The organism is [Mycobacterium] manitobense, from assembly GCF_025821665.1.
In the GTDB taxonomy this organism is placed as follows: Bacteria; Actinomycetota; Actinomycetes; order Mycobacteriales; family Mycobacteriaceae; genus Mycobacterium; species Mycobacterium arseniciresistens.
Genome location: NZ_JACKSJ010000062.1, coordinates 327,024 through 351,505, shown reverse-complemented (window position 1 = coordinate 351,505; position 24,482 = coordinate 327,024). Strand labels below are relative to the sequence as shown.

The 24,482-nt window shown below is 68.4% G+C and carries 23 protein-coding genes and 2 pseudogenes; 6 read left to right on the top strand and 19 right to left on the bottom strand.

The features are described 5' to 3' along the window. Positions 1-166 precede the first annotated feature (166 nt). The 3 genes from H7I41_RS09135 to H7I41_RS09125 form a co-directional block, all read right to left on the bottom strand. Positions 167-568 (bottom strand): Rv3143 family two-component system response regulator, encoded by a 402-nt coding sequence (locus H7I41_RS09135; protein WP_264012235.1) that lies wholly within the window; start codon positions 566-568, stop codon positions 167-169. Between the two features lie 77 nt (positions 569-645). Next, positions 646-1,182 carry a YceI family protein gene (locus H7I41_RS09130; protein ID WP_264012234.1) on the bottom strand — a complete coding sequence of 179 codons (537 nt, stop codon included), beginning with the start codon at positions 1,180-1,182 and terminating at the stop codon, positions 646-648. Between the two features lie 2 nt (positions 1,183-1,184). After that, complete coding sequence (locus tag H7I41_RS09125; protein WP_264012233.1) at positions 1,185-1,589, bottom strand: nuclear transport factor 2 family protein; 405 nt, start codon at positions 1,587-1,589, stop codon at positions 1,185-1,187. A 94-nt stretch (positions 1,590-1,683) separates the two neighbouring features. Between H7I41_RS09125 and H7I41_RS09120 the strand changes: the two genes are divergently transcribed. Beyond that, positions 1,684-2,322: a class I SAM-dependent methyltransferase gene (locus H7I41_RS09120; protein ID WP_264012232.1), complete on the top strand. Its 639-nt coding sequence runs from the start codon at positions 1,684-1,686 to the stop codon at positions 2,320-2,322. Here the strand turns inward: H7I41_RS09120 and H7I41_RS09115 are convergent. The 8 genes from H7I41_RS09115 to H7I41_RS09080 are packed head-to-tail and all read right to left on the bottom strand — an operon-like array spanning position 2,307 to position 10,004. Continuing rightward, complete coding sequence (locus H7I41_RS09115; RefSeq protein ID WP_264012272.1) at positions 2,307-2,651, bottom strand: DUF6285 domain-containing protein; 345 nt, start codon at positions 2,649-2,651, stop codon at positions 2,307-2,309. The genes H7I41_RS09120 and H7I41_RS09115 overlap by 16 nt on opposite strands. Beyond that, positions 2,651-3,637: a phosphotransferase family protein gene (locus tag H7I41_RS09110; RefSeq protein WP_264012231.1), complete on the bottom strand. Its 987-nt coding sequence runs from the start codon at positions 3,635-3,637 to the stop codon at positions 2,651-2,653. The genes H7I41_RS09115 and H7I41_RS09110 overlap by 1 nt, the downstream gene beginning before the upstream one ends. Position 3,638: 1 nt before the next feature. Beyond that, the gene (locus tag H7I41_RS09105; RefSeq protein ID WP_264012230.1) at positions 3,639-4,877 is read right to left on the bottom strand and encodes an acyl-CoA dehydrogenase family protein; all 1,239 of its coding nucleotides are present in this window, start codon (positions 4,875-4,877) and stop codon (positions 3,639-3,641) included. 21 nt (positions 4,878-4,898) lie between these two features. Beyond that, positions 4,899-5,510, bottom strand: coding sequence for a TetR/AcrR family transcriptional regulator (locus H7I41_RS09100; RefSeq protein WP_264012229.1), 612 nt, complete (start codon positions 5,508-5,510; stop codon positions 4,899-4,901). A 2-nt stretch (positions 5,511-5,512) separates the two neighbouring features. Next, on the bottom strand, positions 5,513-6,427 hold the full coding sequence (locus H7I41_RS09095) for a hydroxymethylglutaryl-CoA lyase (protein WP_264012228.1): 915 nt from the start codon (positions 6,425-6,427) through the stop codon (positions 5,513-5,515). Then, on the bottom strand, positions 6,424-7,665 hold the full coding sequence (locus H7I41_RS09090) for a CaiB/BaiF CoA transferase family protein (RefSeq protein WP_264012227.1): 1,242 nt from the start codon (positions 7,663-7,665) through the stop codon (positions 6,424-6,426). The genes H7I41_RS09095 and H7I41_RS09090 overlap by 4 nt, the downstream gene beginning before the upstream one ends. Beyond that, on the bottom strand, positions 7,662-8,849 hold the full coding sequence (locus tag H7I41_RS09085; protein ID WP_264012226.1) for an alpha/beta hydrolase family protein: 1,188 nt from the start codon (positions 8,847-8,849) through the stop codon (positions 7,662-7,664). The genes H7I41_RS09090 and H7I41_RS09085 overlap by 4 nt, the downstream gene beginning before the upstream one ends. 33 nt (positions 8,850-8,882) lie before the next feature. Then, entirely contained in the window at positions 8,883-10,004 is a 1,122-nt protein-coding gene (locus tag H7I41_RS09080) for a homogentisate 1,2-dioxygenase (protein WP_264012225.1), read from the bottom strand. A gap of 149 nt (positions 10,005-10,153) precedes the next feature. Here H7I41_RS09080 and H7I41_RS09075 point away from each other — a divergent pair, with 149 nt between their 5' ends. After that, positions 10,154-10,639 carry an SRPBCC family protein gene (locus H7I41_RS09075; protein ID WP_264012224.1) on the top strand — a complete coding sequence of 162 codons (486 nt, stop codon included), beginning with the start codon at positions 10,154-10,156 and terminating at the stop codon, positions 10,637-10,639. Positions 10,640-10,648: 9 nt separating this feature from the next. Here the strand turns inward: H7I41_RS09075 and H7I41_RS09070 are convergent, their stop codons facing one another. The 3 genes and pseudogenes from H7I41_RS09070 to H7I41_RS09060 all read right to left on the bottom strand — a co-directional run. Beyond that, positions 10,649-11,050 carry a TetR/AcrR family transcriptional regulator gene (locus tag H7I41_RS09070; RefSeq protein WP_308214597.1) on the bottom strand — a complete coding sequence of 134 codons (402 nt, stop codon included), beginning with the start codon at positions 11,048-11,050 and terminating at the stop codon, positions 10,649-10,651. A 6-nt stretch (positions 11,051-11,056) separates the two neighbouring features. Then, positions 11,057-11,146: pseudogene (locus H7I41_RS30410) on the bottom strand (TetR/AcrR family transcriptional regulator); the annotation flags it as partial. Between the two features lie 160 nt (positions 11,147-11,306). Further along, positions 11,307-11,660, bottom strand: a pseudogene (locus H7I41_RS09060) (acyl-CoA dehydrogenase family protein); the annotation flags it as partial. A 359-nt stretch (positions 11,661-12,019) separates the two neighbouring features. On the opposite strand from H7I41_RS09060, the gene H7I41_RS09055 reads away from it, so the two are divergent. Together H7I41_RS09055 and H7I41_RS09050 are read left to right on the top strand one after the other, a co-directional pair. Next, positions 12,020-12,994, top strand: coding sequence for an esterase family protein (locus tag H7I41_RS09055; protein WP_264012223.1), 975 nt, complete (start codon positions 12,020-12,022; stop codon positions 12,992-12,994). Between the two features lie 74 nt (positions 12,995-13,068). Continuing rightward, a complete protein-coding gene (locus H7I41_RS09050) occupies positions 13,069-14,067 on the top strand; it encodes an acrylyl-CoA reductase family protein (protein WP_264012222.1) in 999 nt (332 codons plus the stop codon). A 10-nt stretch (positions 14,068-14,077) separates the two neighbouring features. On the opposite strand, the gene H7I41_RS09045 is transcribed toward H7I41_RS09050, so the two are convergent. Next, positions 14,078-15,292, bottom strand: a complete 1,215-nt coding sequence (locus H7I41_RS09045; protein WP_264012221.1) for an acyl-CoA dehydrogenase family protein — start codon at positions 15,290-15,292, stop codon at positions 14,078-14,080. A 34-nt stretch (positions 15,293-15,326) separates the two neighbouring features. Continuing rightward, positions 15,327-16,727 carry an acyl-CoA dehydrogenase family protein gene (locus tag H7I41_RS09040; RefSeq protein ID WP_264012220.1) on the bottom strand — a complete coding sequence of 467 codons (1,401 nt, stop codon included), beginning with the start codon at positions 16,725-16,727 and terminating at the stop codon, positions 15,327-15,329. Between the two features lie 322 nt (positions 16,728-17,049). Between H7I41_RS09040 and H7I41_RS09035 the strand changes: the two genes are divergently transcribed. Together H7I41_RS09035 and H7I41_RS09030 are read left to right on the top strand one after the other, a co-directional pair. Beyond that, the gene (locus H7I41_RS09035) at positions 17,050-18,315 is read left to right on the top strand and encodes a cytochrome P450 (RefSeq protein ID WP_372503711.1); all 1,266 of its coding nucleotides are present in this window, start codon (positions 17,050-17,052) and stop codon (positions 18,313-18,315) included. A gap of 201 nt (positions 18,316-18,516) precedes the next feature. Further along, positions 18,517-19,377, top strand: a complete 861-nt coding sequence (locus H7I41_RS09030) for a Coq4 family protein (RefSeq protein ID WP_264012218.1) — start codon at positions 18,517-18,519, stop codon at positions 19,375-19,377. Between the two features lie 18 nt (positions 19,378-19,395). On the opposite strand, the gene H7I41_RS09025 is transcribed toward H7I41_RS09030, so the two are convergent. From H7I41_RS09025 to H7I41_RS09015, 3 genes are all read right to left on the bottom strand, one after another. Further along, the gene (locus tag H7I41_RS09025) at positions 19,396-20,814 is read right to left on the bottom strand and encodes a WS/DGAT/MGAT family O-acyltransferase (protein ID WP_264012217.1); all 1,419 of its coding nucleotides are present in this window, start codon (positions 20,812-20,814) and stop codon (positions 19,396-19,398) included. A gap of 97 nt (positions 20,815-20,911) precedes the next feature. Continuing rightward, the gene (locus H7I41_RS09020) at positions 20,912-23,101 is read right to left on the bottom strand and encodes an MMPL family transporter (RefSeq protein WP_264012216.1); all 2,190 of its coding nucleotides are present in this window, start codon (positions 23,099-23,101) and stop codon (positions 20,912-20,914) included. Positions 23,102-23,149: 48 nt separating this feature from the next. Further along, complete coding sequence (locus H7I41_RS09015) at positions 23,150-24,355, bottom strand: cytochrome P450 (RefSeq protein WP_264012215.1); 1,206 nt, start codon at positions 24,353-24,355, stop codon at positions 23,150-23,152. Between the last annotated feature and the right edge of the window lie 127 nt (positions 24,356-24,482).

The following is a 24,482-nucleotide window of genomic DNA, read 5'->3' as shown; positions in this document are numbered from 1 at the left end:
CGTGGCTGTCGATGTGAGCTAACCCACAGCCTAGCCATGTTTGCGATCCGCGCCACACGTTTTGGTTAGTATCGGTATCCAATGGCTGGGCGCGCCGCAGCGCTCATGTCTCCGCGCTCAAGAGTCAAGAGCGCCAAGCATTCTGATGTCCTGGGTGGTGCCGGGGCTACTGCACCGGCGTCCGCAGCAGCGACACCACCGCGTCGCCGAGCCGGATCGGGTCGATGGGATGGGGCACCGCGGCCTCGGCGCGCGACCAGTTGGCCAGCCAGGCGTCGTCCGGGCGGCCTGTCAGCACCAGGACGGGTGGACAGTCGTCGATCTCGTCCTTGAGCTGCTTGGCGATGCCCAGGCCGCCGGTCGGACTGGCCTCTCCGTCGAGGATCACCAGGTCGAAGCCGCCGGCGTCCATGTGCTTGATCACCATGGGCCCGGTGGCGACGTCGACGTAGGACAGCTCGGGCAGTTCCGGGTGGATCCGCCGGCCCAGGGCCAGCTGTACTGCCTCACGGGTGCGCGGATTGTCGCTGTACACCAGGATCCGCAGCGGGCGGGACGGCTCGGCCATGCGCGAGATGCTACCGACCTCGCGGACGCCGGCAGCGATGTCGGCGAATCAGGATGCGTTGCCGCCTGTTTCGCCGCTTAAGCGCTCGCGCGGCGGAACACCAGATCAGCCGACACGCCTGACTTCGGTCCCATCATCCCGATCATGTTGCCGCTGACCCCGAAGTCGGTGCGGTCGATGGTCGTCTCACCGGCGATCCGGATGGCGCCGTCGTCGAGGACCTGCACGACGGCCGGCAACTCGATCGGCCGGGAGACCCCCTTGATGCGCAGGTCGGCGCGTAGCTCGGCGCGGTCGGTGTCGCGCGGTTCGGCCGCCGTCACGACGACGCTGATCTCGGGGTGGGCGCCGACGTCGAAGAACTCCTCCGACCGCAGGTGTGCGTCGCGTTTCCCGATACCGGTGCTCAGTGAGTCGGCGCGCACGTCGACCCGGCCGAACACGGCGCCCGTCCCGGTGATCTGTCCCTCGCCACTGAAGTCGCTGAACGACCCCTTCACCTTCACGACGCCCCAGAACGTCCGGTTGCTGAACCCGATGCGGGACCGGTCGGGCACCAGGGTCCACACGCCCACCGCCTGCGGGCTGGCGAGCAGTTCTGCCAAGCTGGCCATGATCACCTCCGTGGTTGCGCAGTGAGCAGCGGCGCCATCTCCGCCGGATCGAAGTATTCGTCGATCCGGGTGATCAGCCCGTCGTCGCTCACTCTGATCACGATGCAGACGCGCATCGCGATGGTCGCGCCGTCCGTTCCGGCGGCGCGCAGCACGTGCTGCTGGACGAAACCGCCGTCGAACAGTGTGCGATCGAGTATCTCGTAGCGGCGTTCGGTTGTCCGGTTGATGAACCATCCGATTACCCGCAACGCCCGCGCGCGGTCGTTGTCCTGCCGGTCGCCGGAGTGCCAGACCAGCACGTCGCCGGCCCAGAGCCGTTCGACGGCGGCGGCGTCGCCTGCCTCGATCGCCGTGAAGAGCCGGTCGGCCACCTGGTCGGCGGCCCGGGGCGGAGCCGGTGTCATGGCCACCTCCTCATCGTGGGGACTTGACCTCAACGGCGATTGAGGTTCCACACTTCGGTCACAAGCAGGATTCCGCATCAGGAGAGGCCAGGCAATGCCCGAAGTGACACCCGCCAAGTCCGTGTTCGACAACGCCTACCGGTCGGGTACTGCGCCGTGGGTCATCGACGGCCCGCAACCCGCGATCGTCGAGCTGGAACGGCGTGGACTCATCCGCGGTCGCGTCCTCGACGCCGGTTGCGGTGCTGGCGAGCACACGATCCTGCTGACCGGCCTCGGCTACGACGTGGTCGGGATCGACTTCTCGCCGCACGCCGTGCGCACGGCCCGCGACAACGCGGCGGCCAGGGGCGTGGACGCGCGGTTCGAGGTCGCCGACGCGCTGGCCTTGGACGGGCCGCACCGGTACGACACCATCGTCGACAGCGCGCTCTTCCACGTGTTCGACGCCGCCGACCGCGCCCGCTACGTCGCCGGGTTGTCCCGGGTGTGCCGGCCCGACGCGCTGGTGCACGTGCTCGCGCTGTCGGATGCCGGTCGCGGATTCGGGCCGCAGGTCAGTGAGGCGGACATCCGCGGCGCATTCGCCGACGGCTGGGAGTTCGAGGCGCTGGACACCACGACGTACCGCGGCGTGGTGGGGCAGGCGCAGACCGATGCCTACGGCGTGCCGGTCGGCACCCGGGTCGACGAACCGGCCTGGCTGGCCACCGTGCGTCACGTGGCGTCGTAGCCGGGATGGGCGACGGTGAGGCGGTGCCGCACGAGCACCCGCAGAGCGGCCGGCAGCTCGGCGGCCCGGTCGTCGAGCTCACCGGCCCGGATGCCCGCGGCGAGGTGCGTCTCGTCGTCATAGCCGAGGTCGCGCACCGCGGCCGCGACGTCCGCTGCCGACGAGTCCAGCAGTTCGCGTTCGACGGTGCGCAGCACGTTGGCCGCCACCCGGGCGTGGAAGTTGACCTGCCCCTCGGTGGCCTCGCGCACGTCGTGCTCGAGGAACTCGGCAACGGCGGCGACGAGCTCGGCGGCGGTGGGGCGACCGTGCAGCGGCGCGTCGTGGATCACCTCGGGCCCCGTCCTTCCAGCAGTTCCAACAGGTCCCACTCCGTTTCGCAGACCCGTCGGCCGATCGCGGCGAGCTCGACCGACCGGGTCTGCCCGGCGAGGTGCCGCTCGGCCTGGAAGCGGCAGATGACGCCCCAGCGCAGTGTCGCCACCGCCAGCCACCACCGGAAGGCCGCCCGGTCGATCGGGCAACCGCCCGCGGCCTCGTACTCCGAGAGCAGGCTCTCGACGCTGCCCAGCCCGCCCGCCCCGAGGTGCTCGGGCGCTCCGAACCGCCAGGCCCGGATGCAGAACCAGGCCAGATCCTCGTACACCTCGCCGATGTGGACGAGTTCCCAGTCCAGCACGGCCGCCAGCCCGGAGTCCTCGACGATCAGGTTGCCCATCCGGAAGTCGCCGTGCACCAGCCGTGGCGGCGTCGGCGGCGGCCGGTTGGCTTCCAGCCAGCGGAAGGCCCACTCGAACGTCGCGGTGGTGTCACCCATCTCGTCGAGCCGCTCGCGCCACTCGGCCAGTGGGTCGGCCGGTGTCAGACCGATGCCGTCGGGGTCCGCGCGATGGATCGCGGCCAGTGCCTGCGCGCACTGCCGCAGCAGCCGATCGCGCCCGGCGTCATCGAGGCCGCGGAAGATCCGTCGCACGATGGTCTCGCCCGCGATGGCGCCGCAGATCAGATACGGATTGCCCAGCGCCGCAGCCGAATCGTCGGCGGCGAGGATGTGAGGCACCGGTGCGCCTACCGCGGCCGCCCGCTGCTGCGCCCTGGCCTCCAGTTCCATGCCCGCATGCACCTCGTCGGCCGGACCGGTGCGCAGGATCAGCGCCTGGGCCCGGTCGGTGACCGCGTCGAATGCCCAGGTGGTGCGGCTGGCCCCGCCGGTGAGGCGGTGCAGGTCGCGCACCGCCACCGAGTCCCCGAGCACCGGCCGCAGCACCGTGACGAGAGCGCCGGCCAGACCGGTGCCGGCATCGCCGCCCGCCATGTCAGCGCTTGCCGAACCCGAAGAGCCGCTGCGCCACCCGCCGGATCTGGATCTCCTCCGCGCCTTCGGTGATGCGGTAGCGCCGGTGGTGGCGGTAGATGTGTTCGAACGGCTCGTGACGGCTGTAGCCCACGCCGCCGTGCACCTGCATGGCCCGGTCGGCGGCCTCACACACCAGCCGGTTCGCCCGGTAGTTGGCCATCGACACCTTGTCCGAGACCTCCATGTGGTGGCTGCGATCCAGTTCGGTTGCGGCGTAATACACCAGCAGGCGCACCATCTGCGCCTCGGTCTGCAGCTCGACCAGCGGCCACTGCACGGCCTGGTTGACGGCCAGCGGTTTGCCGAACACGTTGCGCGAGTTGGCGTAGGCGACCGCACGGTCGATGCAGTGCTGTGCGGCGCCCAGGCTGCTGGCCGCCTGCCGGATCCGGTTCTCGTGCAGGAACGTCTGGCCCACTTCGAGGCCGCGGTCCACCTCGCCGAGCACCGCGTCGGCAGGCACGCGGACGTCTTTCAGCTCCACCTCGCCGTGGTCGGTCGGCATGTTGAACGTCCACCAGTAGTACGGCACGGTGAAGCCGGGGGAGTCGGTCGGCACCAGGAACGCCGTGATGCCCCGCGCCTGGCCGGGTTCGCCGGACGTGCGGGCGAAGATCAGGTCATGAGTGGCGCGGTGCACCCCGGTGTTCCACCGTTTCGTGCCGTCGATCACCCAGCCGTCGCCGTCGGGAACGGCGCGCGTCTCGAGCCAGGTGGCGTCGGAGCCGTGTTTCGGCTCGGTCAGCCCGAAGGCCATCGACCGCTCGCCGGTCAGCATGGCTTCGATCCACTCGGCTTTCTGCGCCTCGGTGCCGAACCGGTCCATCATGATGACCTGGGGGAAGTTCCCCACGATCGAGGACTCGTCCTGCAGATCGTTGTGCAGACCCAGACCCTTGTGCGCCAGGTGTTCGCGGATCACCGCCATGTCGATGTTGGTGCCGTCGCGGCCGCCGAACCGGGACGGCAGTCCGTAGCGCAGCCAGCCCGCCGCGTCGGCGCGCCGCCGCATCTCGTCGAGCAGGTCCTCCCACTCGCGGCGTGGGATCCCGCCGTTCTCCCAGTCCGTGCGCGCGTACTCGCGGCGGTGGTCGAAGTACTGGATGTGTTCGCGCTCCAGCGGTTTGATCTCCGCCTCGATGAACGCGTCCATCTCCTCCAGTAGCGTCGGAAGATGTTGCGGCAGTGCGAAATCCACTCTGATTCCTCTCTGGTGCGCTCAGTAGCCGTACAGTGTCTTCTTCCAGATCGTCGACAGCGTGGTGATCGCCTCGGCATCGCCGATCCGCAGCCCGAGGCCGTTGGGCCGTAGGAACACCGCGGTGAAGTTCTCGAACAGCAGCGCGATTGCCGCGCCGGTGTGGCCGGGATCGAGGTCGGCGGCGTAGCCCTGCTCCTGCGCGCGGCGCACGGTCGCGGAGACCATGTCGACGCCGAAGCGCCGGAACTCGTTCTGCACGTCGGCGAATCTGGGTCGGGTGTCGGCCAGCTGGTTGACCGCGATCATGATGCCGATGTTCTGCTTGAACATGTTCCAGTAGCCGGTCACCACCGCCGAGAAGAAGGCTGTGTCGTCGGCCGACTCGGGCAGGTGGACGGTGAGTCCGGACGGCACCACCACGTCGTGCAGGAAGGATTCCGCGAGCGCGACCAACAGGTCTTCCTTGTCGCGGTAGTAGCGGTAGAACACCGCGGGTGACTTGCCCGCCGCGGCGGTGATGTCGGCCAGCGTGGTTCCGTGGAAGCCGCGCTCGGCGAACAGTTTCCGTGCTGCCGCCTCGATCGCGCCACGCGTCTGGCGACCTTTGGCGGTGAGCGAGTCGGTGGCCACGGTCAGTGCAGGATCCGGTCGCCGGCGCGCAGCAGCGCGCTCGGCAGGTCGTGGCCGACGACCCGGCGGGCCACGTCGGCGGCGGCGATGGCCGCCTGCAGGTCGACGTCGACCTCGATGCCGCTGTCGCGCAACAGGTAGACGAGATCTTCGGTCGCGATGTTGCCGCTGGCGCCGGGAGCGAACGGGCAGCCGCCGAGCCCGCCGACCGACGCGTCGAGCCGGGTGATCCCCGCGGTGACGGCGGCGTATGCGCTCGCCAGGCCCGCGCCGCGGGTGTTGTGGAAGTGCGCGCCGAGCGGGATGTCGCCGGACACCGGGCGGACGGCGGCGACGAGGTCCGCGACCCGCTTGGGCGTCGTGGTGCCGATCGTGTCGGCGATCGCCAGCCGGTCGGCGCCGAGTTCGGTGGCCGCCGCGGCGATGTCGACGACGCGGCGCGGGTTGGTGGGACCGTCGAAGGGGCAGTCCCACGCGGTGGCGATGATGACCTCGATGGTGGCGCCGCCCTCGTGGGCGATGCGGGTGATGTCGGCGATCAGGTCGGTGGACTCGGCCGTCGACCGCCCCACGTTGGCCTGGCTGTGGCCGTCGGCCGCCGACACGACGTACTCGATCGAGCCCATGCCGGCGGCGATCGCGCGCTTCGCCCCGCCGGGACCTGCCACCAGGGCGGAGAACTCGACATCGCGCTCGGCCCGGAACCGGTCCAGTTCGGCGGCCAGTTCGGCGGCGTCGGCGAGCGCAGGCACCTTCGACGGCGACACGAAGGCAGTCGCCTCGATCTCGCGGAAGCCGGTCGCGACGACCGCCTCCAGCAGTTCCAGCTTCGCCGGCAACGGGATCGGCGCCTCGATCTGCAGCCCGTCGCGCAGCGACACCTCCCGGATGTCGACCCTGTCCGGCAGCCCGCTCACAGCACTCCCTCCGCCCGCAGTTCGTCGAGTTGCTCGGCGGTCCGGCCGAGCAGACCCGAGAAGACATCCTCGTTGTGCCGGCCCGGTCGCGACGGGCCCGCGCTGCGGATGCTTCCCGGTGACTCCGAGAGCACCGGAACGATGCCGGGGCCCAGGACCGTGCGCCCGATCCTCTCGTCGTGGTGTTCGGCGATCATGCCGCGCGAAAGCAGCTGCGGGTCGACGACCACCTCGGCGACGGTGTTGATGGGCCCGGCGATCACCCCGGCGGCCGACAGCACGTCGATGATGTCGCCCGGTTGCCGCTCCGCCGCCCAGTCGCCGATGATCTTGTCGAGTTCGTCCTGGTTGCGGCCGCGGGCCACATGGTCGGCGAACCGGTCGTCGGTGGCGAGCTCGGCGCGGTCCATCGCCAGGCAGAGCCTGCGGAACACGGTGTCCTGATTGGCCGCGATCACCACCCAGCTGCCGTCGGCGGTCTTGTAGATGTTCGACGGCGCGATGCCCTCCAGCCGCGTGCCCGAGGGGCCGCGCACGACACCGCCGACGTCGTAGTCGGGAATCGTCGACTCCTGCACGGCCAGACAGGATTCGGTGAGTGCGGTGTCGACGACCTGGCCTTCGCCGGTGACCGAGCGCCGGTACAGCGCGGCGAGCGCGCCCTGGGCGGCGAACATGCCTGCGAGGCTGTCACCGATCGAGAGCGCGAGCCGGGGTGGCGGGCCGCCGGGGAAGCCGTTGAGATGGCGCAGTCCGCTGGCCGCCTCCGCGACCGAGGCGTATCCCGCTCGGTGCGCGTCGGGTCCGGTCTGCCCGTAGCCCGACACCCGGACCAGGATGATGCCCTTGTTGCGATCGCGCAGTACGTCGTAACCCAGGTCCCACTTCTCCAGCGTGCCGGGCCGGAAGTTCTCCACGATGACGTCGGAGCGCTCGACGAGTTCGAGGAACAGCTCGCGACCCCGGGGTGTGCGCAGGTCGAGGGTGATCGCCTTCTTGTTCCTGGCGTGCACCGTCCAGAAGAAATGCTCGCCGTCGAGTTCGGCCTGTCCCCAGGTGCGCAGCGGGTCCGGTGCGCCGGGCGGCTCGATCTTGATGACCTCGGCGCCCATGTCGCCGAGCAGCCGGCCGGCGAACGGCCCGGAGATCAACGTGCCCACCTCGATCACGCGGACGCCGTCGAGCGCGCCGGTCGGAGTGTGCGCCGGGTCGGCTTCTCGCCCGCCGGTAGGTGTCATACAGCCCTCGCGAAGTCGTGGCGGATCAGCCAATCCGTCACGATACTCACCGCCTGGCGCAATTGAGCGCGTTGGTCGGGACCGGCGTAGTAATGGTTGGCGCCGGGGATCTCGTGCATCTCCTTGTCGGGGTGCCCGATCGCGTCGAAGAGCCGGCGGGTGTGGCTGGGCGTGCAGGCGTCGTCGGCGAGATTGCCGATCACCAGTGCGGGCACCGCGATGTCCGGCCCGGCCTTCACGGCGTCGCCGTTGGCGTCGTCATAGCTCCACTGCGACAGCCAGCTGCGCAGCGTGCAGAACCGGGCCAGCCCGACCGGGCCGTTGTTGACCACCTGTGGATCGCCGAGATAGCAGGTGCCCGGTGCGCGTTCGTTGGGGTCGACCGTCGGGTCGAGCCAGCGGGGGTCGGCCATGGTGCCGTGCACGACGAAGGCGAACTCGTCTGCGGGGCGTCCGGCGGCCTCCAGCTCGGCCAGTTTCGCCTTGACCCACTTGGTGATCCGCCGGTTGCGGTCGATCTGCGCCTGCCGGTAGCGCTCGAGGAACGCATGCGTGTACGGCGGCTGGTTGGGGTTGGCGGGGTCGTACAGGTCGAGTTCCGGATCGCGGTTGGTGGGGTCGGACTCGTCGAGGATCGAGGCGTCGAGCCATTCGGTCAGCGTGCCGTGGCGACTGATGTGGGCGGCCAGCAGCATGATGCCGTCGGCCGGGATGAGGCCCAGCTTCGTCAGGTCGGGTCCGTCGCCGGACGGGCTCGCCGTCACCGTGGGATGCTGCGCCTGCTGTTGATAGAACGCCGACAACGAGCCGCCGCCGCTCCAGCCGGCCAGCACCACCTTCTGGTAGCCCAGCCGGTTCTTGGCGTCCTTGATGCACTCGCCGAGGTCCTCCACCACCTTCTCCATCAGCAGCGCGGAGTCGGTGCCGCGAAAACGGCTGTTGCAGTAGATGACATGGTGTCCGGCGCGGGCCAGCGCATTCATCATCGGGAGGTAGGCGCCGCCGCCGATGGGGTGCATGAACACCAGTACGGTTTCGGAGGCTCGCGTCTTCGGCCGGAGCAGATGACTCTCGAGGACGACGAGTTCGGCGACGCCGCCGTAGACATCCCGAACGCCTGAAGTGTTCTGGTAGGCAACCAGATACGGGATCCGGTCGTATTCGTGCTTGATCGCGGTCGTCATGTCAGTGCTGTCTCCTCTTCGCGCAAGCGCTCATCAGTGCTGTCCGAGGTCGTTGGCGAGGATCTCGGCCGACGGGACGAGCCTGCGCCTGGTGTCGACGGCGATCACCGACCAGTCGACCCGGCTGTACTCGTCGAACTTCCGCCTCGCCCGTTCGCGTGCCTTCTCCGGTGCGCCGTGATGGACGCCCTGCGGTGCGTGAGAGATCAGTCCGGGCGGCATCGGGATGCCGTAGAGCGAGCCGCTGTGGAAGAACGCGATCTCGTCGAAGTCGACGTTGCGGTGATACCAGGGGGTGCGTTCGGTGCCCGGCACGGATTCGGCGGGTTTGGGCAGGAAGTTCATCACGTAGACGCCGGTCGCGTGCATGAACAGGTGCACCGTCGGCGGCAGGTGCACGCTGTCGGAGGTGATGACGTTGTAGTCGGCGATGTTGAAGGTGAAGGGGAAGTTGTCACCCCGCCATCCCTCGACGTCCAGCGGATGGTGCCGGTAGTACAGGCTGGTCGGTCCGCCCTCGTGGTAGAGCCGGACTTCGTACTCACCGTCGGTATGCGGGCCGACACCGTCGTCGATCGGTGCCGGTTCGGGAACGACGATCAGGGACGGGTCGAACGGGAAGTGCCTGCCCAGCGAGCCGGCCGGCGGTACCCGGAAATCGTCGGTGGCCTGGATCATCAGCCACATGGACCCGGCAGGACCGTCCGGCGTGTGATCGGGGATCTGGCGCCAGCTGCACGCCTTGGGGATGTACACCCAGTCGCCTTCGCGGTAGCGCAGCGGCCCGAATTCGGTTTCGAGCAACCCGCTTCCCTTGTGGACGAACGACAACAGGTCGCCGTCGATGTAGCGGGCGAAGAAGGGCATCTCCTCGGTGCGCCGGGACAGCAGCACCTGGCAGTCGGGGTTCGAGAACATCAGCAGCGGCGCCCCGGCGGCGTCGGTCGCGTCGGACGGCTTGAGTTGGTCGCCGAGGACGTCGAGGGGACGCAGTGGACCCGCGGCGCGGAACGCGGTGGGGTCGTTGCGCCGGTACAGGTTGGCAGTGCGTCCGGTGAACCCGCCGCGACCGAGCTCGTCGTCCTTCTGGCCGTCGAGGTCCGCGTGCGGGCGCCGCGGTGTCTTACCTCTGTGCAGGTGAACGAACGATTCCATCAGCGGCTCCGATGACGTGGTGGCGGTCGAGGACGGCGAAACTGAAACTGACGTTACTTTTATCTCAGAAGCGTCGCAAGGGACTGCGATGAGTCCGGCGTGCGGCCGGGGTCGGTTCTGCTGACATCCGCCGAGAGAGGGCCACCGCCATGCCGAACGACGTCATCACCGCCACCACGACCGTCGACGCCTCCGCCGACACCGTGTTCGCCATCCTCGCGGACCCCGCGCAGCATGCCGCGATCGACGGCACCGGGTGGGTCCGCGAGCCACTGGACGCGAAGGCGCTGACGCAGGTCGGCCAGATTTTCGACGTCGCGATGTATCACGACAACGCCGAATTCTCCGACGGTCATTACGAGGTGGCGAACAGGGTGGTCCATTTCGACCGCCCGCACGCGATCGCGTGGGAACCCGGCCAACGCTCGTCGGAGCGCGGCGACATCGAGTTCGGCGGCTGGATCTGGCGCTACGACCTGACCGCCGAGGCCCCGTCGCGGACCCGAGTCACGTTGACCTACGACTGGTCCAGTGTGCCGCCGCACGTACGCGAGCAGATCGACTTCCCGCCCTTCGAGCCCGAGCACCTGCAGAACTCGCTCGACCACCTCGCCGAATTGGCGCGCCGCGGATGACCGGGCGGCTCAGGGCCGCAACATGAACTCCACGAAGTGCTCGCGCTGCGCCGCGGTCAGCGGCCTGGGCCGCGAGCCGGCCAGGTGCAGGAACCCCACACCTGCGGCGAACGTCGTACCCGCCCGCAGCTCCGTCTCCTCCGGTGAGAAACCGAGGTCGAGGAAGGCCTGGCGCACCGCGCGCAGCACCCGTCGATCCGCGGCGTCGACGCCGGCAGCGACGGCTTTGTCGGAGCGTGCCCATTCCCGCATCGTGCGTTCGAGCCGCCAGTGCCGCGGGCTGACGAGTGCCGAGATCAACATCGACAGCCGTTGGCGCGGTGGCCCTCCCGCGATCTCGGCGAATACCCGGTGCTCTGCGCCGCGCTGTGCGCCCCAGTTCTCGATCAGCGCGGCGCGGTAGCCGGCCATGTCGGCGAAGTGCCAGTAGAAGCTGCCCTTGGTGACGCCGAGACGTTCGGTGAGCCGGTCGAGCTTGAGCGACGGCAGGCCGTCTTCGGCGAGGATCGAATAGCCCGCGAGGATCCAGTCGTCGAGGGCGTCCTCTGGTCTCGAGCAGCGTCTGCATCGGCACCAGCCGCATCACCGGATTCGCCAGGTACTTCTGGAACACGCGGGTGAAGCCGTCGCGCATCTCGGCCATCGTCGTCTCCTCCTCGTCGTCCGGTCAGACCATCGCGATCGGTGAGATCCGCAGGCCGACGCTCAGCGCACCGGCCACCTCCCGGCTGGTGTCGTAGTCGAAGATCACGTGACCGGACAGCACGTCGACGTCGCGCTTGGCTCGCTGCAGCGGATTGTCCACGAAGTGGGCGGAGGCGCCCGACGCGCTCAGCAGCAGTTCGATCACCGAGCGCGACTCGTGCACGATGTGCGCGGCGGCCAGCCGACCCTGACCTCGGGTATGTCGGCTGATCGGATCGCCGGTGCGGACCGGGAGGTCGATCTCCGTGACGGTCTCGGTGAGCAGCCCACGTAGCGCCCGCAGCCGTACCTGCGCCTCGCCGAGACGCGCCTGCGCCATCGTGATGTGTGGGGCGCGCCGACGGACCCAGATGCGGAGGCGCAAAGGGCCGCCGGGCTCAGTTTGTCCTGGTAGGACGCGTGTGGGCAGCTCTTCCGGCGGCCGGGCGGCGTCGCGTCCGGGACCTCGTGACGCGGTCTGACCGGCTTGACGGGGTTTTCTCAGCTTGACCCTCATGTTTTACTTCAGGCGCGACAACTGAATCTCTCGGTCCGTTCTGCTGCCGTTTTCACGATCAGCCCGGGCGGGCGCGCGACAGCGCAGTGAAGAAATTGCTGCGGTGCCGTATTTGCGATCTGTGATCGCGAGGTATTGGCGAATGACGCGGTAACCGGTAGATGGATGGATTCCTCTCTATGACCTTCGTTGACAAGATTCGTAACCGTTGGGCCCGCCGCTTCGCGGTGGTCGCCGCCGTCGCGGCGCTGCTCCCCGGCGTGATCGGTTTCACGGGCGGCTCGGCGATCGCCGGGGCGTTCTCCCGCCCTGGCCTGCCGGTCGAGTACCTGATGGTTCCGTCCCCGTCGATGGGCCGCGACATCAAAGTGCAGTTCCAGAGTGGTGGCGCGGGATCGCCCATCGTCTACCTGCTGGACGGTCTGCGCGCCCGCGACGACTTCAACGGCTGGGACATCGAGACCCAGGCGTTCGAGTGGTACCTCGATTCGGGTCTGTCACTCGTGCTCCCGGTCGGTGGACAGTCGAGCTTCTACACCGACTGGTACCAGCCGGCGTGCGGCAAGGTCGGCTGCCAGACCTACAAGTGGGAGACCTTCCTGACCTCCGAGCTGCCGAACTGGCTGGCGGCCAACCGTGACGTCAAGTCCACCGGCAGCGCCGCGGTCGGTCTCTCCATGGCCGGATCCGCCTCGCTGATCCTGTCGGCCTACCACCCGCAGCAGTTCATCTATGCCGCCTCGCTGTCGGGCTTCCTGAACCTGTCCGAGGGGTCGTGGCCGTTCCTGGTCGGCCTGGCGATGGGCGACGCCGGCGGCTACAAGTCCGAACCGATGTGGGGCCCGGGCGGCAGCGAGGCGTGGCGGCGCAACGACCCCACGGTCAACATCGACAGGATCGTCGCCAACGGCACCCGCATCTGGGTGTACTGCGGCAGCGGCAAGCCCGGCGAGCTGGGCGGCGGCGGCCTGCCGCAGGAATTCCTGGAGAGCCTGACGCTGAAGAGCAACATCAGTTTCCAGGAGCGCTACATCGCCGCGGGCGGCCAGAACGGCGTGTTCAACTTCCCGCCGAGCGGCACCCACACCTGGATGTACTGGGGCCAGCAGCTGCAGCAGATGAAGCCCGACCTGCAGCGGGTGCTGATCGGCTGACCCGACGAGAAGATCGCTGGAACCCCCGCCACGCCTCGTGCGTCGCGGGGGTTTCGCGTCTCTACGATGGCGTCATGACCGCAGTCAACGCTCTGGTGGCGCACCAGGACTCCGACGGATCGATCGCCCTGAACCCAGAGGTGGTCGACGAGAGCTTCCTGCCCGACGGTGAGGTGACCATCGCCGTCGAATACTCCGGTGTGAACTACAAGGACGCACTGGCCATCACCCCCAAGGGTGGCGTGGCCCGGTCGTACCCGCTGATCCCGGGCATCGACGCCGCTGGGACCGTGGTCGCCAGCTCGGCCGACGGTTTCGCGCCCGGTGACCGGGTGGTCGCGCACGGCTACGACATCGGCACCGGCCGACACGGCGGCTACGCCGACCGGGCCCGCTACCCCGCCGACTACCTGGTCAAGCTCGATGCGCTCAGCACGGCCGAGGCTGCGGCGATCGGCACCGCAGGCTTCACCGCCGCGATGAGCGTTGACGTGTTGCGCGTCAACGGCATCCGTCCGCAGGACGGGCCCATCCTGGTGACGGGCGCCACAGGAGGCGTCGGCAGTGTCAGCGTCGACCTGCTGGCCGGGCTGGGTTACGAGGTGATCGCATCGACGGGCAAGGCCGATGCCCACGACTTCCTGATGGAGCTGGGCGCCTACCAGGTGATCGGCCGGCTGCCGGCCGAGGGCGAGAAGCTCCGCCCGCTGGGCAAGTCCAGCTATGCCGCCGTCGTCGACAGTGTCGGCGGGGACACCCTGGCGTATGCGCTCAGCGTCCTGAACTACGGCGGCGTGGCGGCGGTGTCGGGCCTCGCCCGGTCACCGGAGCTTCCGACCACGGTTCTGCCGTTCATCCTCCGCGGCGTCACCCTGGCGGGGATCGACTCGGTACAGCTGCCGATCGAGCGGCGTCGCGAACTCTGGCGGGCGATCGAGGGCGACCTCAAGCCGGCCCACCTCGACGCCATCACCAGCGACGTGTCGATCCTCGACGCGCCGCACACCCTGCGCACCATCGTCGGCGGCGGCGTCACCGGGCGCACCCGCGTCGCGGTCGCCGGCGGGTTCTGACCGTCCAGGACTACTTGAGCTCGGCGGAGGACAGCCCGAGCAGCCGGCGCGCGACGACCAGCTGCTGGATCTGCTGGGTGCCCTCGAAGATGTCGAGAATCTTGCTGTCGCGGGCCCACTTCTCCAGCAGTGTCTCCTCGGAATAGCCCGTGGTGCCCGCCATCTCGACGGCCTTGAGGGTGACGTCGCTGGCCACCCGGGCGGACTTGGCCTTGCCCATCGACGCCTCTTTCGAGTTCGGGATGGCGTTGTCGGCCTGCCACGCCGATCGCACGGTCAGCAGGTAGCCGGCCTCCCAGTCGGCCTCCATCCGCAGGAACTCGGCGGCGGCGGCGCTCTGTGCGTGCGCGGGCTTGTCGTAAGAGATCTCGATCCCGGCGTCGGTGAGGATCTTGCGCAGATCCTCCAGCGCGGCGCGGGCGATTCCGACGGCCATCGCGGCCACGATCGGCCGGGTGTTGTCGAAGGTCTCCATCACCCCCGCGAACCCCTTGTCGACGTGGATCTCGGGGTCCCCGAGCAGGTTCTCCTTCGGCACCCGGGCGTTCTCGAAGCGGATCGCCGCGGTGTCGGAGGCCTTGATGCCGAGCTTGTGCTCGAGGCGCTCGACCGTGACACCCGGATGCTCACGCGGGACGATGAACGACTTGATCGCCGCCCGGCCCAGTGACTTGTCCAGGGTCGCCCACACCACGATGTGGGTGGCGCGGGAACCCGCGGTGACATAGATCTTCTCGCCGTTGATCACGTACTCGTCGCCGTCGAGCACCGCGGTGGTGGTCACCGCCGCCGAGTCCGATCCGAAGCCGGGCTCGGTGATCGCCATCGCGGCCCAGACGTCCTTGCCCAGCTTCTCCAGCTGGTCGGGCGAGGCCACCGAGGAAATGGCGGCGTTACCCAGGCCCTGACGTGGCACCGACAGCAGCAACGCCACATCGCCCCAGCTGACCTCCAGCGCGTTCACCAGCGCGGACATGTTCCCGCCGTTGACGTTCTGCTTGGGGCCACCGCTCGAATCGCGGAACGCCTCGGCGCCGGCGAAGGAGATGGTGTTCGCCTCGGAGATGCCCTCGAACAGGTCGGCGAGGGTGTCCAGCTCCACCGGGTAGGCGTGCTCGGCGAGATCGTACTTGCGCGAGATCGGCCTCAGCATCTCGGCGGCGCCCTCGTGGGCCATGTCGATGACGGCCTGCAACTTCTTCGGCATTTCCAGATTGATTGCCATGACTGGGTTTCCGTTCCTGGTCTCTAGGTTGCCGTTACAGGACGACGACGCCCTCGGCGACGCCGAGCGCACGAAGGTCGCGATACCAGCGTTCCACCGGATGCTCCTTGGTGAATCCGTGACCGCCCAGCAGCTGGACGCCGTCGAGGCCGATCTGCATGCCCTTGTCGGTGCCGAACTTCTTGGCCAGTGCCGCCTCACGGGCGAAGGACAGGCCCTGTTCGGCGCGTGCGGCGCCGCGCCAGGTGATGAGCCGTAGCCCGTCGAGTTCGATGGCGATGTTCGCGCACATGAATGCCACCGACTGCCGGTGCGCGATCGGCTCACCGAAGGCCTCACGTTCTTTGACGTAGGGCACGACGTAGTCGAGCACGGCGTGCGATGTGCCGACGGCCAGTGCGGCCCAGCCCAATCGGGCCAGAGCGATGGCCTCCGAGTAGTCCGCATCGGTGGCCTGGTCCTCGCCGAGACGGTTGCCAAGCGGGACCGCGACGTTGTCGAGTTCGACACGGCCGAGCGCGGCGGCGCGGATGCCCATGCTCGGGTCGGCCTTGACCGTCAGCCCTTCGGAGGCCGACTCGACGATGAAGAGGGCGGGCTTGCCGTTGAGTTGAGCACCGATGACGAACAGTTCGGCGTCGGCCGCGGCAGGCACCAGGGATTTCACTCCGTTCAGCCGGTAGCCGCTCGGGGTGCGCACCGCGGTGGTCCTCAAGGCGGTCGGGTCGAACAGCGCATGCGGTTCGGCGATCGCGACACACGCCTGCGGCACGTTCTCGCCGGCGAACTCCTTGAGGTAAGTGGCCTGCTGGTCGGCGCTGCCCCAGTGGGTCAGTGCGGACGCGACTCCGCCGGGGGCCAGGATCGGCAGCGCCAGTCCCATGTCGCCGTATGCGAGGGCTTCGGCGACGAGCGCGTTGGTGACGGTGCCGCGGTGCTCGGCGATGCCATCGAAATCCTCGGGCACGTTGACGGCGGTGATGCCGAGTTCAGCGGCCTTGGCGATGAGATCCGCCGGGTACGCCGCGTCGGCGTCGGCGTCGTGCGCGGCCGGGCGGAGGATTTCCTCGGCGAACTCCGCCACGGTCTCGACGATCATCTTCTGGTCGTCGTCGGGCGTGAGGTCGAAGTAATCCGCGCCGCTCGGCTTCAGTCGCGTCGGCGGCTTGCCGAGACCCTGCACCCGGTTGAACTGGCGGGTGGAGGCGCCGAGTGCCGAGAACGCCGTCCGCACGCCGTAGCGCAGGCCGCGATTGAGCGGATCACGCAGCCCGTGCCGGTCCAGGAACTCCTGGCCGACGAGGGGCGTGACCAGGGCCAACCCGACCGAGGTCGCCGTCCGCTTGGGGCGTTGCAGGCCGATGGCGCTCTCACGTCCGGAGCGCCGTGGACGCTTCGGCTCTGAGCCGTTCTTGGACGGCAGGGTGTTGGTCATACGACAGCCTCACTTCGTCGGGCGGTACCTGCGACCGTATCTTACTCCAGAGTAAGGTACGCCCGTTCTGTCGTGAACGTCACAGCTGGTCCCGGCGCCGGATTCGTGCAGGGAGGCACTTTGCTGACTGGGGTCATCGAAACCTAAAGCGCGGCGGTGGACGGCCGAATCGCGCTGGGCAGCAACTCGGACCGTGACGAGAGGTTCCGTGACGGCTGTTTCAATGACTATAGTCAGTGAGAGGGAGCCGTAGCTCTGTCGTACTTGCCGGGAGACGGCGACGACGATGCCGCACGGCCGGACACAGGTAGGAGTTGCAAACGTGCCGAAGCCGCCGGAATCGCATGCCGCCGACTGGGACCTTCGGCACGACGACTTCCAGGACGACGGGTTCCTCTACGACGTGTACGCCGTCATGCGCCGCAACGGCCCCTTCGCCCACACCGACACGCCGTTCCTCGCGCCGTCGCCGGGCGGCGCCTGGGTCGCCGTGCGTTACCGGGAATGTCATCAGATCCTGCAGGACTGGGAACACTTCTCGAGCAATCCGACTCCGGAGGGCGCCGAGCATCTCGCCGGCGACCTCGTCATCACCCTCGATCCGCCACGGCAGCAGAAGTTCCGCCGGGTTCTGAACCCCTACTTCTCACCGGCGCGGATGAAGGCGCTGAGCCCGCAGATCCGCGCCGAGACCGACCTGCTGATCGACGAGTTCATCGAGGCGGGGGAGGGCGACCTGGCGCAGATCGCCTGGCGGCAGCCCGGGATCGTCTTCTTCAAGTACCTACTCGGCATGCCCGTCGACGATGTCCCACTGTGTCTGCAACTGGCCGACCGCGCCTTGAACGGTGTGACCGAGCAGGATCGGATGACGGCGTGGGGCGGTCTCTATCAGCACATCCACGATGCGGTGTCGCTGCGCACCACCCAGACACCGCGGGACGACATGATCGACGTCCTCCTCAGCGCCGAGATCGACGGCGAGAGACTTCGTTTCGAGGATGTCGTCTCCAACGCGATGTTGCTGGTCCAGGCAGGGCTGGAGACGACGGCGAACGCGATGTCATACGCGTTCCATCACCTCGCCGCGCATCACGGGGATCGCGATCGGCTGATCGGCGAACCCGACCTGATGCCGAAGGCCATCGAGGAGTTCCTCCGATTCGCCGGCTCCATCCACGGCATCCCGCGGACCGTCACGAAGGAAGTCGAAGTCAGCGGGCACACGTTCCATCCCGGAGAGTCGGTTGTGGTCAATTACGCGTCAGCCAATCGGGACGGCGACGCCTTCCCGGAGCCGGACCGCTGCCTGCTGGATCGCACGGCGAACCGGCACCTCGGCTTCGGTGCGGGTGTGCACCGTTGTCTGGGCTCCAATCTCGCGCGGCTGGAGTTCCGCATCGGCGTCGAGCAGGCGTTGCGACGGATGCCCGAACTCTCGCTCGCTCCCGGCGACGCAGCCGACTTCCACGGGAACTCGATCACCCGCGGATACCGCCGCATCCCGGTGGTGTTCACCCCGGGCGAGCGGTCCACCGACGCAATTGCCGAAGCCGGTCCGGCCGCGGCCGCGGCGCTGTGGGCATAGGCCGTCGTCGGTCTCACGGTAGCCCCTGCCGTAAGCGTTGTCGTGAATCCGCTCGTCCCCGCATCGTTCAGGCCCGAGAATCGCGAATTGACCAGTGTGGCTATTAATTACGCGCAGGCTTCCGCGCCGGCAAAACCTTGGCGGGGGAGTGGTCACCGCTGTAGGGTCGGTGAACATCGCAAATCCGGGGAGGGACGTTTGATGTCGTCGACCGAGGCCGCTGCGCGCGCTGACGAGTATTCGAATCCCGACGGGATCGTGCCGGACCAGAAGAGCTGGCTGACAGTCCTGAAGTGCTGGCGCGGCTTCATCCTGACCGGTCATCACATCGACCAGGTCTACGTCGCCTACCTCGCCATGGAGGCGGCTCAGTACGCGCGGTCGTACTACCAGGTGCGCTCGCACCCCACCGGCCGGATCCTGCTGCGGGACAAGCCCGACCTGCTTGCGGTGCTGCGCGACGACGACTACCTGGCATCGCTGCCACCCGGAACTGTCGGTCACGCATACCGCACCTTCCTCCGGTCCAACCGGCTCGATGCCGGGGTGTTCCAGGAGAACAAGGTGATTCGTCCGCTCGCCGAGAAGTACAACTGGTCCGAGGACTTCTACTACCTCATGGTGCGGACCACCGCCCTGCACGACATCCACCACGTTCTCGGCGGTTACGGGCCGGACATGGCCGGCGAGGTCGCCACCATCGGGTTGCACTGCGGGCAAATGGAACCCGCGGGCCCGCTGAAGAAGCTCGGCTATCTGATGGCCATCACCATCCCCGGCGCGTCGATGCGACACAAGGTGCGCGTCTACCGGGAGGCACTCGAGCGGGGAAGCCGCGCCGACCTCATCGTGGCGGCACCGTGGGAGGAGCTGCTCGACAAGCCTCTCGACGAGGTGCGGGCGCAGCTGGGGATCGCACCCGCCGAGGAGGCTCATCCGAACGGTTGGTGGTTCACGAAGTGGACCCCGATCGGGATGCCCAAGCCGACGCGATGGGACTACGACGAGATCCTCGCCGAGGCGCGCGCCGGCTCGGTGCCGAGCGCCTCCGTTTCCGCCTGACGCCGAAGGCCGCGCGGCCTAAGAGCTCTTCGCAGTGAGTTCGTCGGCAGCAGATAGTAGTTCGGCGAGCGCAACCGGGAGGCCGTCAGCCAGCTCCCAGACGTCGGGCAGCAGGTCGGCGCACGCCACCAGTCCCACGTCGAAGTGTCCGTAGTAGGTGCCCACCGAGACGTTCAGGCCGACTCCGTTCAGGACCGGTCCGAGTGGATAGATCCGGCGCACCGTCGCCCCAAGCAGGTAGGACTGCTCCAGCGCGCCGATGACGTTGGACAGCGACAGGTTGAACCACGGCCGGCGGCCGCTGAGCCCCGAGCGGGCGTACAGCCACGTCACCGCACCCATGAGGCCCGGGGCGCACTCGGCCCAGTCCCGCACCAGCGTGCCGACGATGTCGGCACTGGCCTCTTTGGCGCGCGCAGTCGCCGCGGCGACCGCCAGCAGCCGCTGCACCGGGTCCTCCACGTGGGTGTGCAGGCTGGAGAACATCACCGACATGTTGTTGCCGCCCGACAGGTCCGACTCGTCGACGACCCCGATGGGGATCATCGCGACCAGCGCCTCCTCCGGGAGCGCGTCGCGATCCACCAGATAGCGACGGATCGCACCCGACACCACCGCGAGCACCACGTCGTTGACCTTCACTCCGAACGCGTTCTTCACAGCCTTGACGTCATCGAGACTCAGCCCGGTGTACGCGACGGCGCGGCGCGTGGTGATGTCGCCGTTGAACGGCGTTCGCGGCGCGCTGAGGACGCCGGTGGTGCCGCGCCCGGTGGCGGTCCGGCGGACCACCTTGACCAGTGCCGTCGCACTCGCCGGCAGCACCGCCGTGAAGAAGTGCCGGATGCGACGGCCGATGCGCGCCAGGCCGTCCCGGGCGATCGCCGTGCGGCTCGGGGGAGCCGCATCCGGCACCGGGGCGGGCGGCGAGGGATCGGGATCGGTGCCGAGCAGCCGGGAGAACAGATCGCGACTACCGGAACCGTCCAGCATGCTGTGGTGGATCTTCGTCAGCACGGCGATGCGCCCGTCCGTGCCGAAGGCCGAGTCCGACAGGCCCTCGATCATCCACATCTCCCACAGCGGCCTCGTGCGGTCGAGCGGCACGGCGACGAGCCGTGACACCAGCTCCGACAACTCGTGCCGTCCGCCGGGCGCCGGCAGTTCGACGCGGTGCAGGTGCCGGTCGACGTCGAAGTCGCGGTCCTGCACCCACAATGGGTTGCCCAGGTCCGTTCGGCGGTCGGAGAGCATCGTCCGGAACTCGGGCACCGCTCCGATGTGCTCGAGCAGGTCTTCGCGGAAGGTCTCGAAGCGGTATCCGCGCGGCATGGTCGACGTGTCGAGCTCCAGGATCACCGAGATCGTCATGGGCTCGGCGGCGGTCTCCAGTCGCAAGAGGCTGGTGTCGAAACCGCTGAGTCGTTGAATGGTCACGTCGACACCCCCGGATCACCGTGAAGAACGAGATTCTGCCGATACGAGAACGGCACTCTCTTGAAATCTACCGCAGCCGGCGGTGAACCGGTAGGCATCACCCGCTCCTGGACAGTCGGTCGTCGGCGCCGATGAGTCTCGTGTGCAGACGTGCCAATGGTGCTGGCGCCCACCAGTTCCACCGACCCAGGAGCACCATCACCGACGGCAGCAGCACCGATCTGATCACCGTCGCGTCCACCAGCACCGCGACCGTCAGTCCCAGTCCGAAGAAGCGCAGCATCGCCACCTGCGACGCGATCAGGCCGGCGAACGTGATCGCCATGATCAACGCCGCGGCGGTGACGATCCGCCCGGTGCTCGCCAGCCCCAGCGCCACCGACTCGGTGTTCGCGGCGTCCGTACGATCGGAGGCCAACCAGAACTCCCGGATCCGGGAGATCAGGAACACCTCGTAGTCCATCGAGAGACCGAAGGTGATGCAGAACATCAGCACCGGCATGTTCGCCTGCAGCGTCCCCGTAGCCGTCGTTCCGAGGCCGCCCAGGTGTCCGTCCTGGAAGATCCACACCATCGCTCCGAAGGTTGCCGTCAGCGACAACACATTGAGCACCAACGCCTTCAGCGGTATGACCAGGCTCCCGCTGAGGGCGAACAGCAGCACGAACATCACCACCGCGATGAGCGCCAGCATGAGCGGCAATTTCGACTCGATCGACTGCACCGCATCGTGGTTGGACTGCTCGGCGCCGGTGAACAGCACGCCGGCGCCGGCCGGTTTCGGCACGGCCCGCAGCTCCTCGAGCACCGCCTTCGATTCAGGGGAGTACGGCGAGGCCGCCGAGCTGACGGTGATCAGCGCGACGTCTGCACGCTCGACGGCCTTCAGAGGAGGCGCCACCGGTGCCCCGCGTGCATAGATCGCCCGCGGCGCGGAAACCGTTGCCACGCCCGGCACCCGGGACAGCTCGGCGGCATAGGCGTCGAGCAGTCCGGCGTCGACGCCGTCGACGCCGGTGATCACGATCGCGGTCGCCGCCCCGGCCTCCTGCGTGAAGTCGGCGCGAATACGATCGCCGACCTGACGCGCCTCGGTCGACGTCGGCAGGATGCGATCGTCGGGGAAACCGAATTCGACGCCGAGAAACGGTAAGCCGACGAGGATCAACGGGATCACCGCCGTGGCGGCAGCCGTTCTCGGCCGGCGCATCACCGCGAGCGTCCAGGAATACCAGCGGCTCTCGGTGAGCGGGCCGCGTCGGCCGGCCTTGCCGATCCGGCCTGCGGACAACAGGATCGCCGCAGGCGCCAGCACCAGTGCGGCCACCGCCGCGAGCGCCACCACCGAGACCGCCCCGTAGGCGAACGACCTCAGGAAACTCATGGGGAAAGCGGCCATCGTCGCCAACCCGAGCGCCACGGTGACCGCGGAGAAGACGACCGTACGGCCCGCGGTGCGCAGGGTCCGCCGGACGGCTTCGGGTGGCTCGAGCCCGGACGCTATCTCCTCCCGGTAGCGGCTCACGAGGAGCAGCGAGTAGTCGATCGCGAGGGCGAGTCCCAGTGCCACCGCGAGATTCATGGCGAAGATCGACACCTCGGTGATCTCGGCCAGTCCGCGGAGCACGGCAGTCGTTCCGACGATCGCGAACGCCCCCACCGCGAGCGGGATCAGTGCGGCGATCACACCACCGAAAACCCAGATCAACACCAGGAAGCTCAGCGGCAGCACGATCGCCTCGCTGAGCGTCAGGTCGCTGCGGCTCTGTTCGGCGATCTGCGCGGACACGGCGCCCGGTCCGCCCACCGAGACCGTGATCCCGGCGCCGAGATCCCCGGCGAACCGCTCCTGCACGGCCGGTGCGTTGGCGAGTCCCTCGCTCTCGTCTCCGTCGAGGAACGCGACGAGCAGCGCCGAACGGCCGTCCCGGCTGACGAGCCCGGCCGCGACGGGATCGGGCACCTCGAAGGGGGAGTTCACCCGCGCCACCTCGTCGGCCCGCCGCAGGTCGGCGACCACATCGTCGATCACCGCCCGTGCCTGCGGCGCCGAGACCGGTCCTGGGGCTTCGACGAGGAGGTAGAGCGGGACGTAACCCTGGCCGAGATCGTCGACGAGTATCCGGTTGGCACGGCTGGATTCCGCACCGGGATCACTGAATCCGACGACCGACAGCATCGAGCCGACCGGTGCGCCGAGGACGCCGGCGAACGCCATCACCGTGACGGCCACCGCGAGCACACGTCTGGGTGCGGCGATGACCGCCCGGGCTATGGCGTCGAGCATCCAGTCCTTTCCGCGTGCGGTCGGAGTGCGATGAACATCAGCGGGCGGTCAGCGGTGTACCGCGACCGGCAGATGCGACCATCCCGACATGTTCGGTGAGCTGATCCGTCTGGCCTCGTCCCAGAGCACGTCGTAGCGGGGCATGAAGTCGAGCAGATGGTCAAGTGCGATCGCGGTCTCCATCCGGGCGAGGGCGGCTCCCAGACAGATGTGCACCCCGAATCCGAGTCCGAGTTGCTGAGCCTCGGAGTGATCGCGGTCGATGTCGAAGGTGTCGGGATCGGAGAACGCCCTCGGATCGCGGTTCGCCGAGGCGCCGCAGAGCAGCACGGGTTTGCCCGCCGGAATGGTCACCCCGTGCAGGGTGATGTCCCGCAATGTGCAACGGATGTTGTGCTGCACGGGCCCCTCGTATCTGAGCACCTCTTCCACGGCCGATCCGATCCTGCTCCGGTCCTCGACGAGCATGCGCCACTGATCCGGATGATCGGCGAACACCGCGACGGCGTTGCCCACCAGCTTGGTCACCGTCTCCGCGCCTGCCCCGCCCAACAGCGTGGCGAAGCCGGCGATCTCCAGGTCGTCCAAACTGCTCAGCTCGCCGTTGTCCCTCTCGACCTCGGCGGCGATCAGTGTGCCGATCATGTCGTCCCGGTGCGGTTCTGCACGCCGCTGCTGCACCAGGTTGAAGTAGAACATCGCGACGTTCACGAATCCGGCCATGCTCGTCTCGGTGCGCTCGAGCTGCCCCGGGTCGTGGTGCAGCGCCTCGTCTATCCAGTGCCGCACCTGTTGGCTGAACTGTTCGGGCACACCGGTGATCCTGGTGATCACCTCGACCGGGAACAGTGCCGCGAAGTCCTGCACCACGTCGAATCGGCGGGGATCCGCAGCGCCGAGATGTTTTCGGACCAGGTCGGTCACCGTCGAGCGCTGATGTCGTACGGCGCTCGGTGTGAACGCCTTGGCGAGCAGGCCGCGCATCCGCCGGTGTTCGGGTGGGTCCATGAAGAGGATGGAACTGGGCGGCGGCTCGCCGGATTTCACCATCGCCAGGTCGATGCCTCCCGTCGACGAGAACGTCCGGAAGTCGCGGTACGCCGCCGCGACGTCGCTGTGCCTGGTGAGAGCGTAGAAGTCGTGCTCGGCGCTGTAGTAGACCGGCGCCTCGTCGCGCAGCCGCCGGTAGACGCTGTGCGGATCGGCGAAGTACTCGGCCGAGAACGGATCGAAGATGACGTCCGGCTGAGCCATCGAGGTTCCCTCCCGTAGACCGGATCGAGCGGCGACCGGACGACCGCGCTGCCCCCGCGGCGCCATCGCATCGATTCGCATCGGCAGCCTACGTGAGCCAATCAATTGACGGACAAGCACATTCGGC

Coding starts and splice junctions, on each gene's coding strand:
- H7I41_RS09120 (WP_264012232.1), top strand. CDS start 1,684: ATGCCCGAAGTGACACCCGCCAAGTCCGTGTTCGACAACGCCTACCGG.
- H7I41_RS09045 (WP_264012221.1), bottom strand. CDS start 15,292: ATGGCAATCAATCTGGAAATGCCGAAGAAGTTGCAGGCCGTCATCGAC.
- H7I41_RS09080 (WP_264012225.1), bottom strand. CDS start 10,004: ATGGAATCGTTCGTTCACCTGCACAGAGGTAAGACACCGCGGCGCCCG.
- H7I41_RS09015 (WP_264012215.1), bottom strand. CDS start 24,355: ATGGCTCAGCCGGACGTCATCTTCGATCCGTTCTCGGCCGAGTACTTC.
- H7I41_RS09070 (WP_308214597.1), bottom strand. CDS start 11,050: ATGGCCGGCTACCGCGCCGCGCTGATCGAGAACTGGGGCGCACAGCGC.
- H7I41_RS09020 (WP_264012216.1), bottom strand. CDS start 23,101: ATGCTCGACGCCATAGCCCGGGCGGTCATCGCCGCACCCAGACGTGTG.
- H7I41_RS09055 (WP_264012223.1), top strand. CDS start 12,020: ATGACCTTCGTTGACAAGATTCGTAACCGTTGGGCCCGCCGCTTCGCG.
- H7I41_RS09125 (WP_264012233.1), bottom strand. CDS start 1,589: ATGACACCGGCTCCGCCCCGGGCCGCCGACCAGGTGGCCGACCGGCTC.
- H7I41_RS09040 (WP_264012220.1), bottom strand. CDS start 16,727: ATGACCAACACCCTGCCGTCCAAGAACGGCTCAGAGCCGAAGCGTCCA.
- H7I41_RS09085 (WP_264012226.1), bottom strand. CDS start 8,849: ATGACGACCGCGATCAAGCACGAATACGACCGGATCCCGTATCTGGTT.
- H7I41_RS09110 (WP_264012231.1), bottom strand. CDS start 3,637: ATGGCGGGCGGCGATGCCGGCACCGGTCTGGCCGGCGCTCTCGTCACG.
- H7I41_RS09135 (WP_264012235.1), bottom strand. CDS start 568: ATGGCCGAGCCGTCCCGCCCGCTGCGGATCCTGGTGTACAGCGACAAT.
- H7I41_RS09050 (WP_264012222.1), top strand. CDS start 13,069: ATGACCGCAGTCAACGCTCTGGTGGCGCACCAGGACTCCGACGGATCG.
- H7I41_RS09075 (WP_264012224.1), top strand. CDS start 10,154: ATGCCGAACGACGTCATCACCGCCACCACGACCGTCGACGCCTCCGCC.
- H7I41_RS09130 (WP_264012234.1), bottom strand. CDS start 1,182: ATGGCCAGCTTGGCAGAACTGCTCGCCAGCCCGCAGGCGGTGGGCGTG.
- H7I41_RS09090 (WP_264012227.1), bottom strand. CDS start 7,665: ATGACACCTACCGGCGGGCGAGAAGCCGACCCGGCGCACACTCCGACC.
- H7I41_RS09030 (WP_264012218.1), top strand. CDS start 18,517: ATGTCGTCGACCGAGGCCGCTGCGCGCGCTGACGAGTATTCGAATCCC.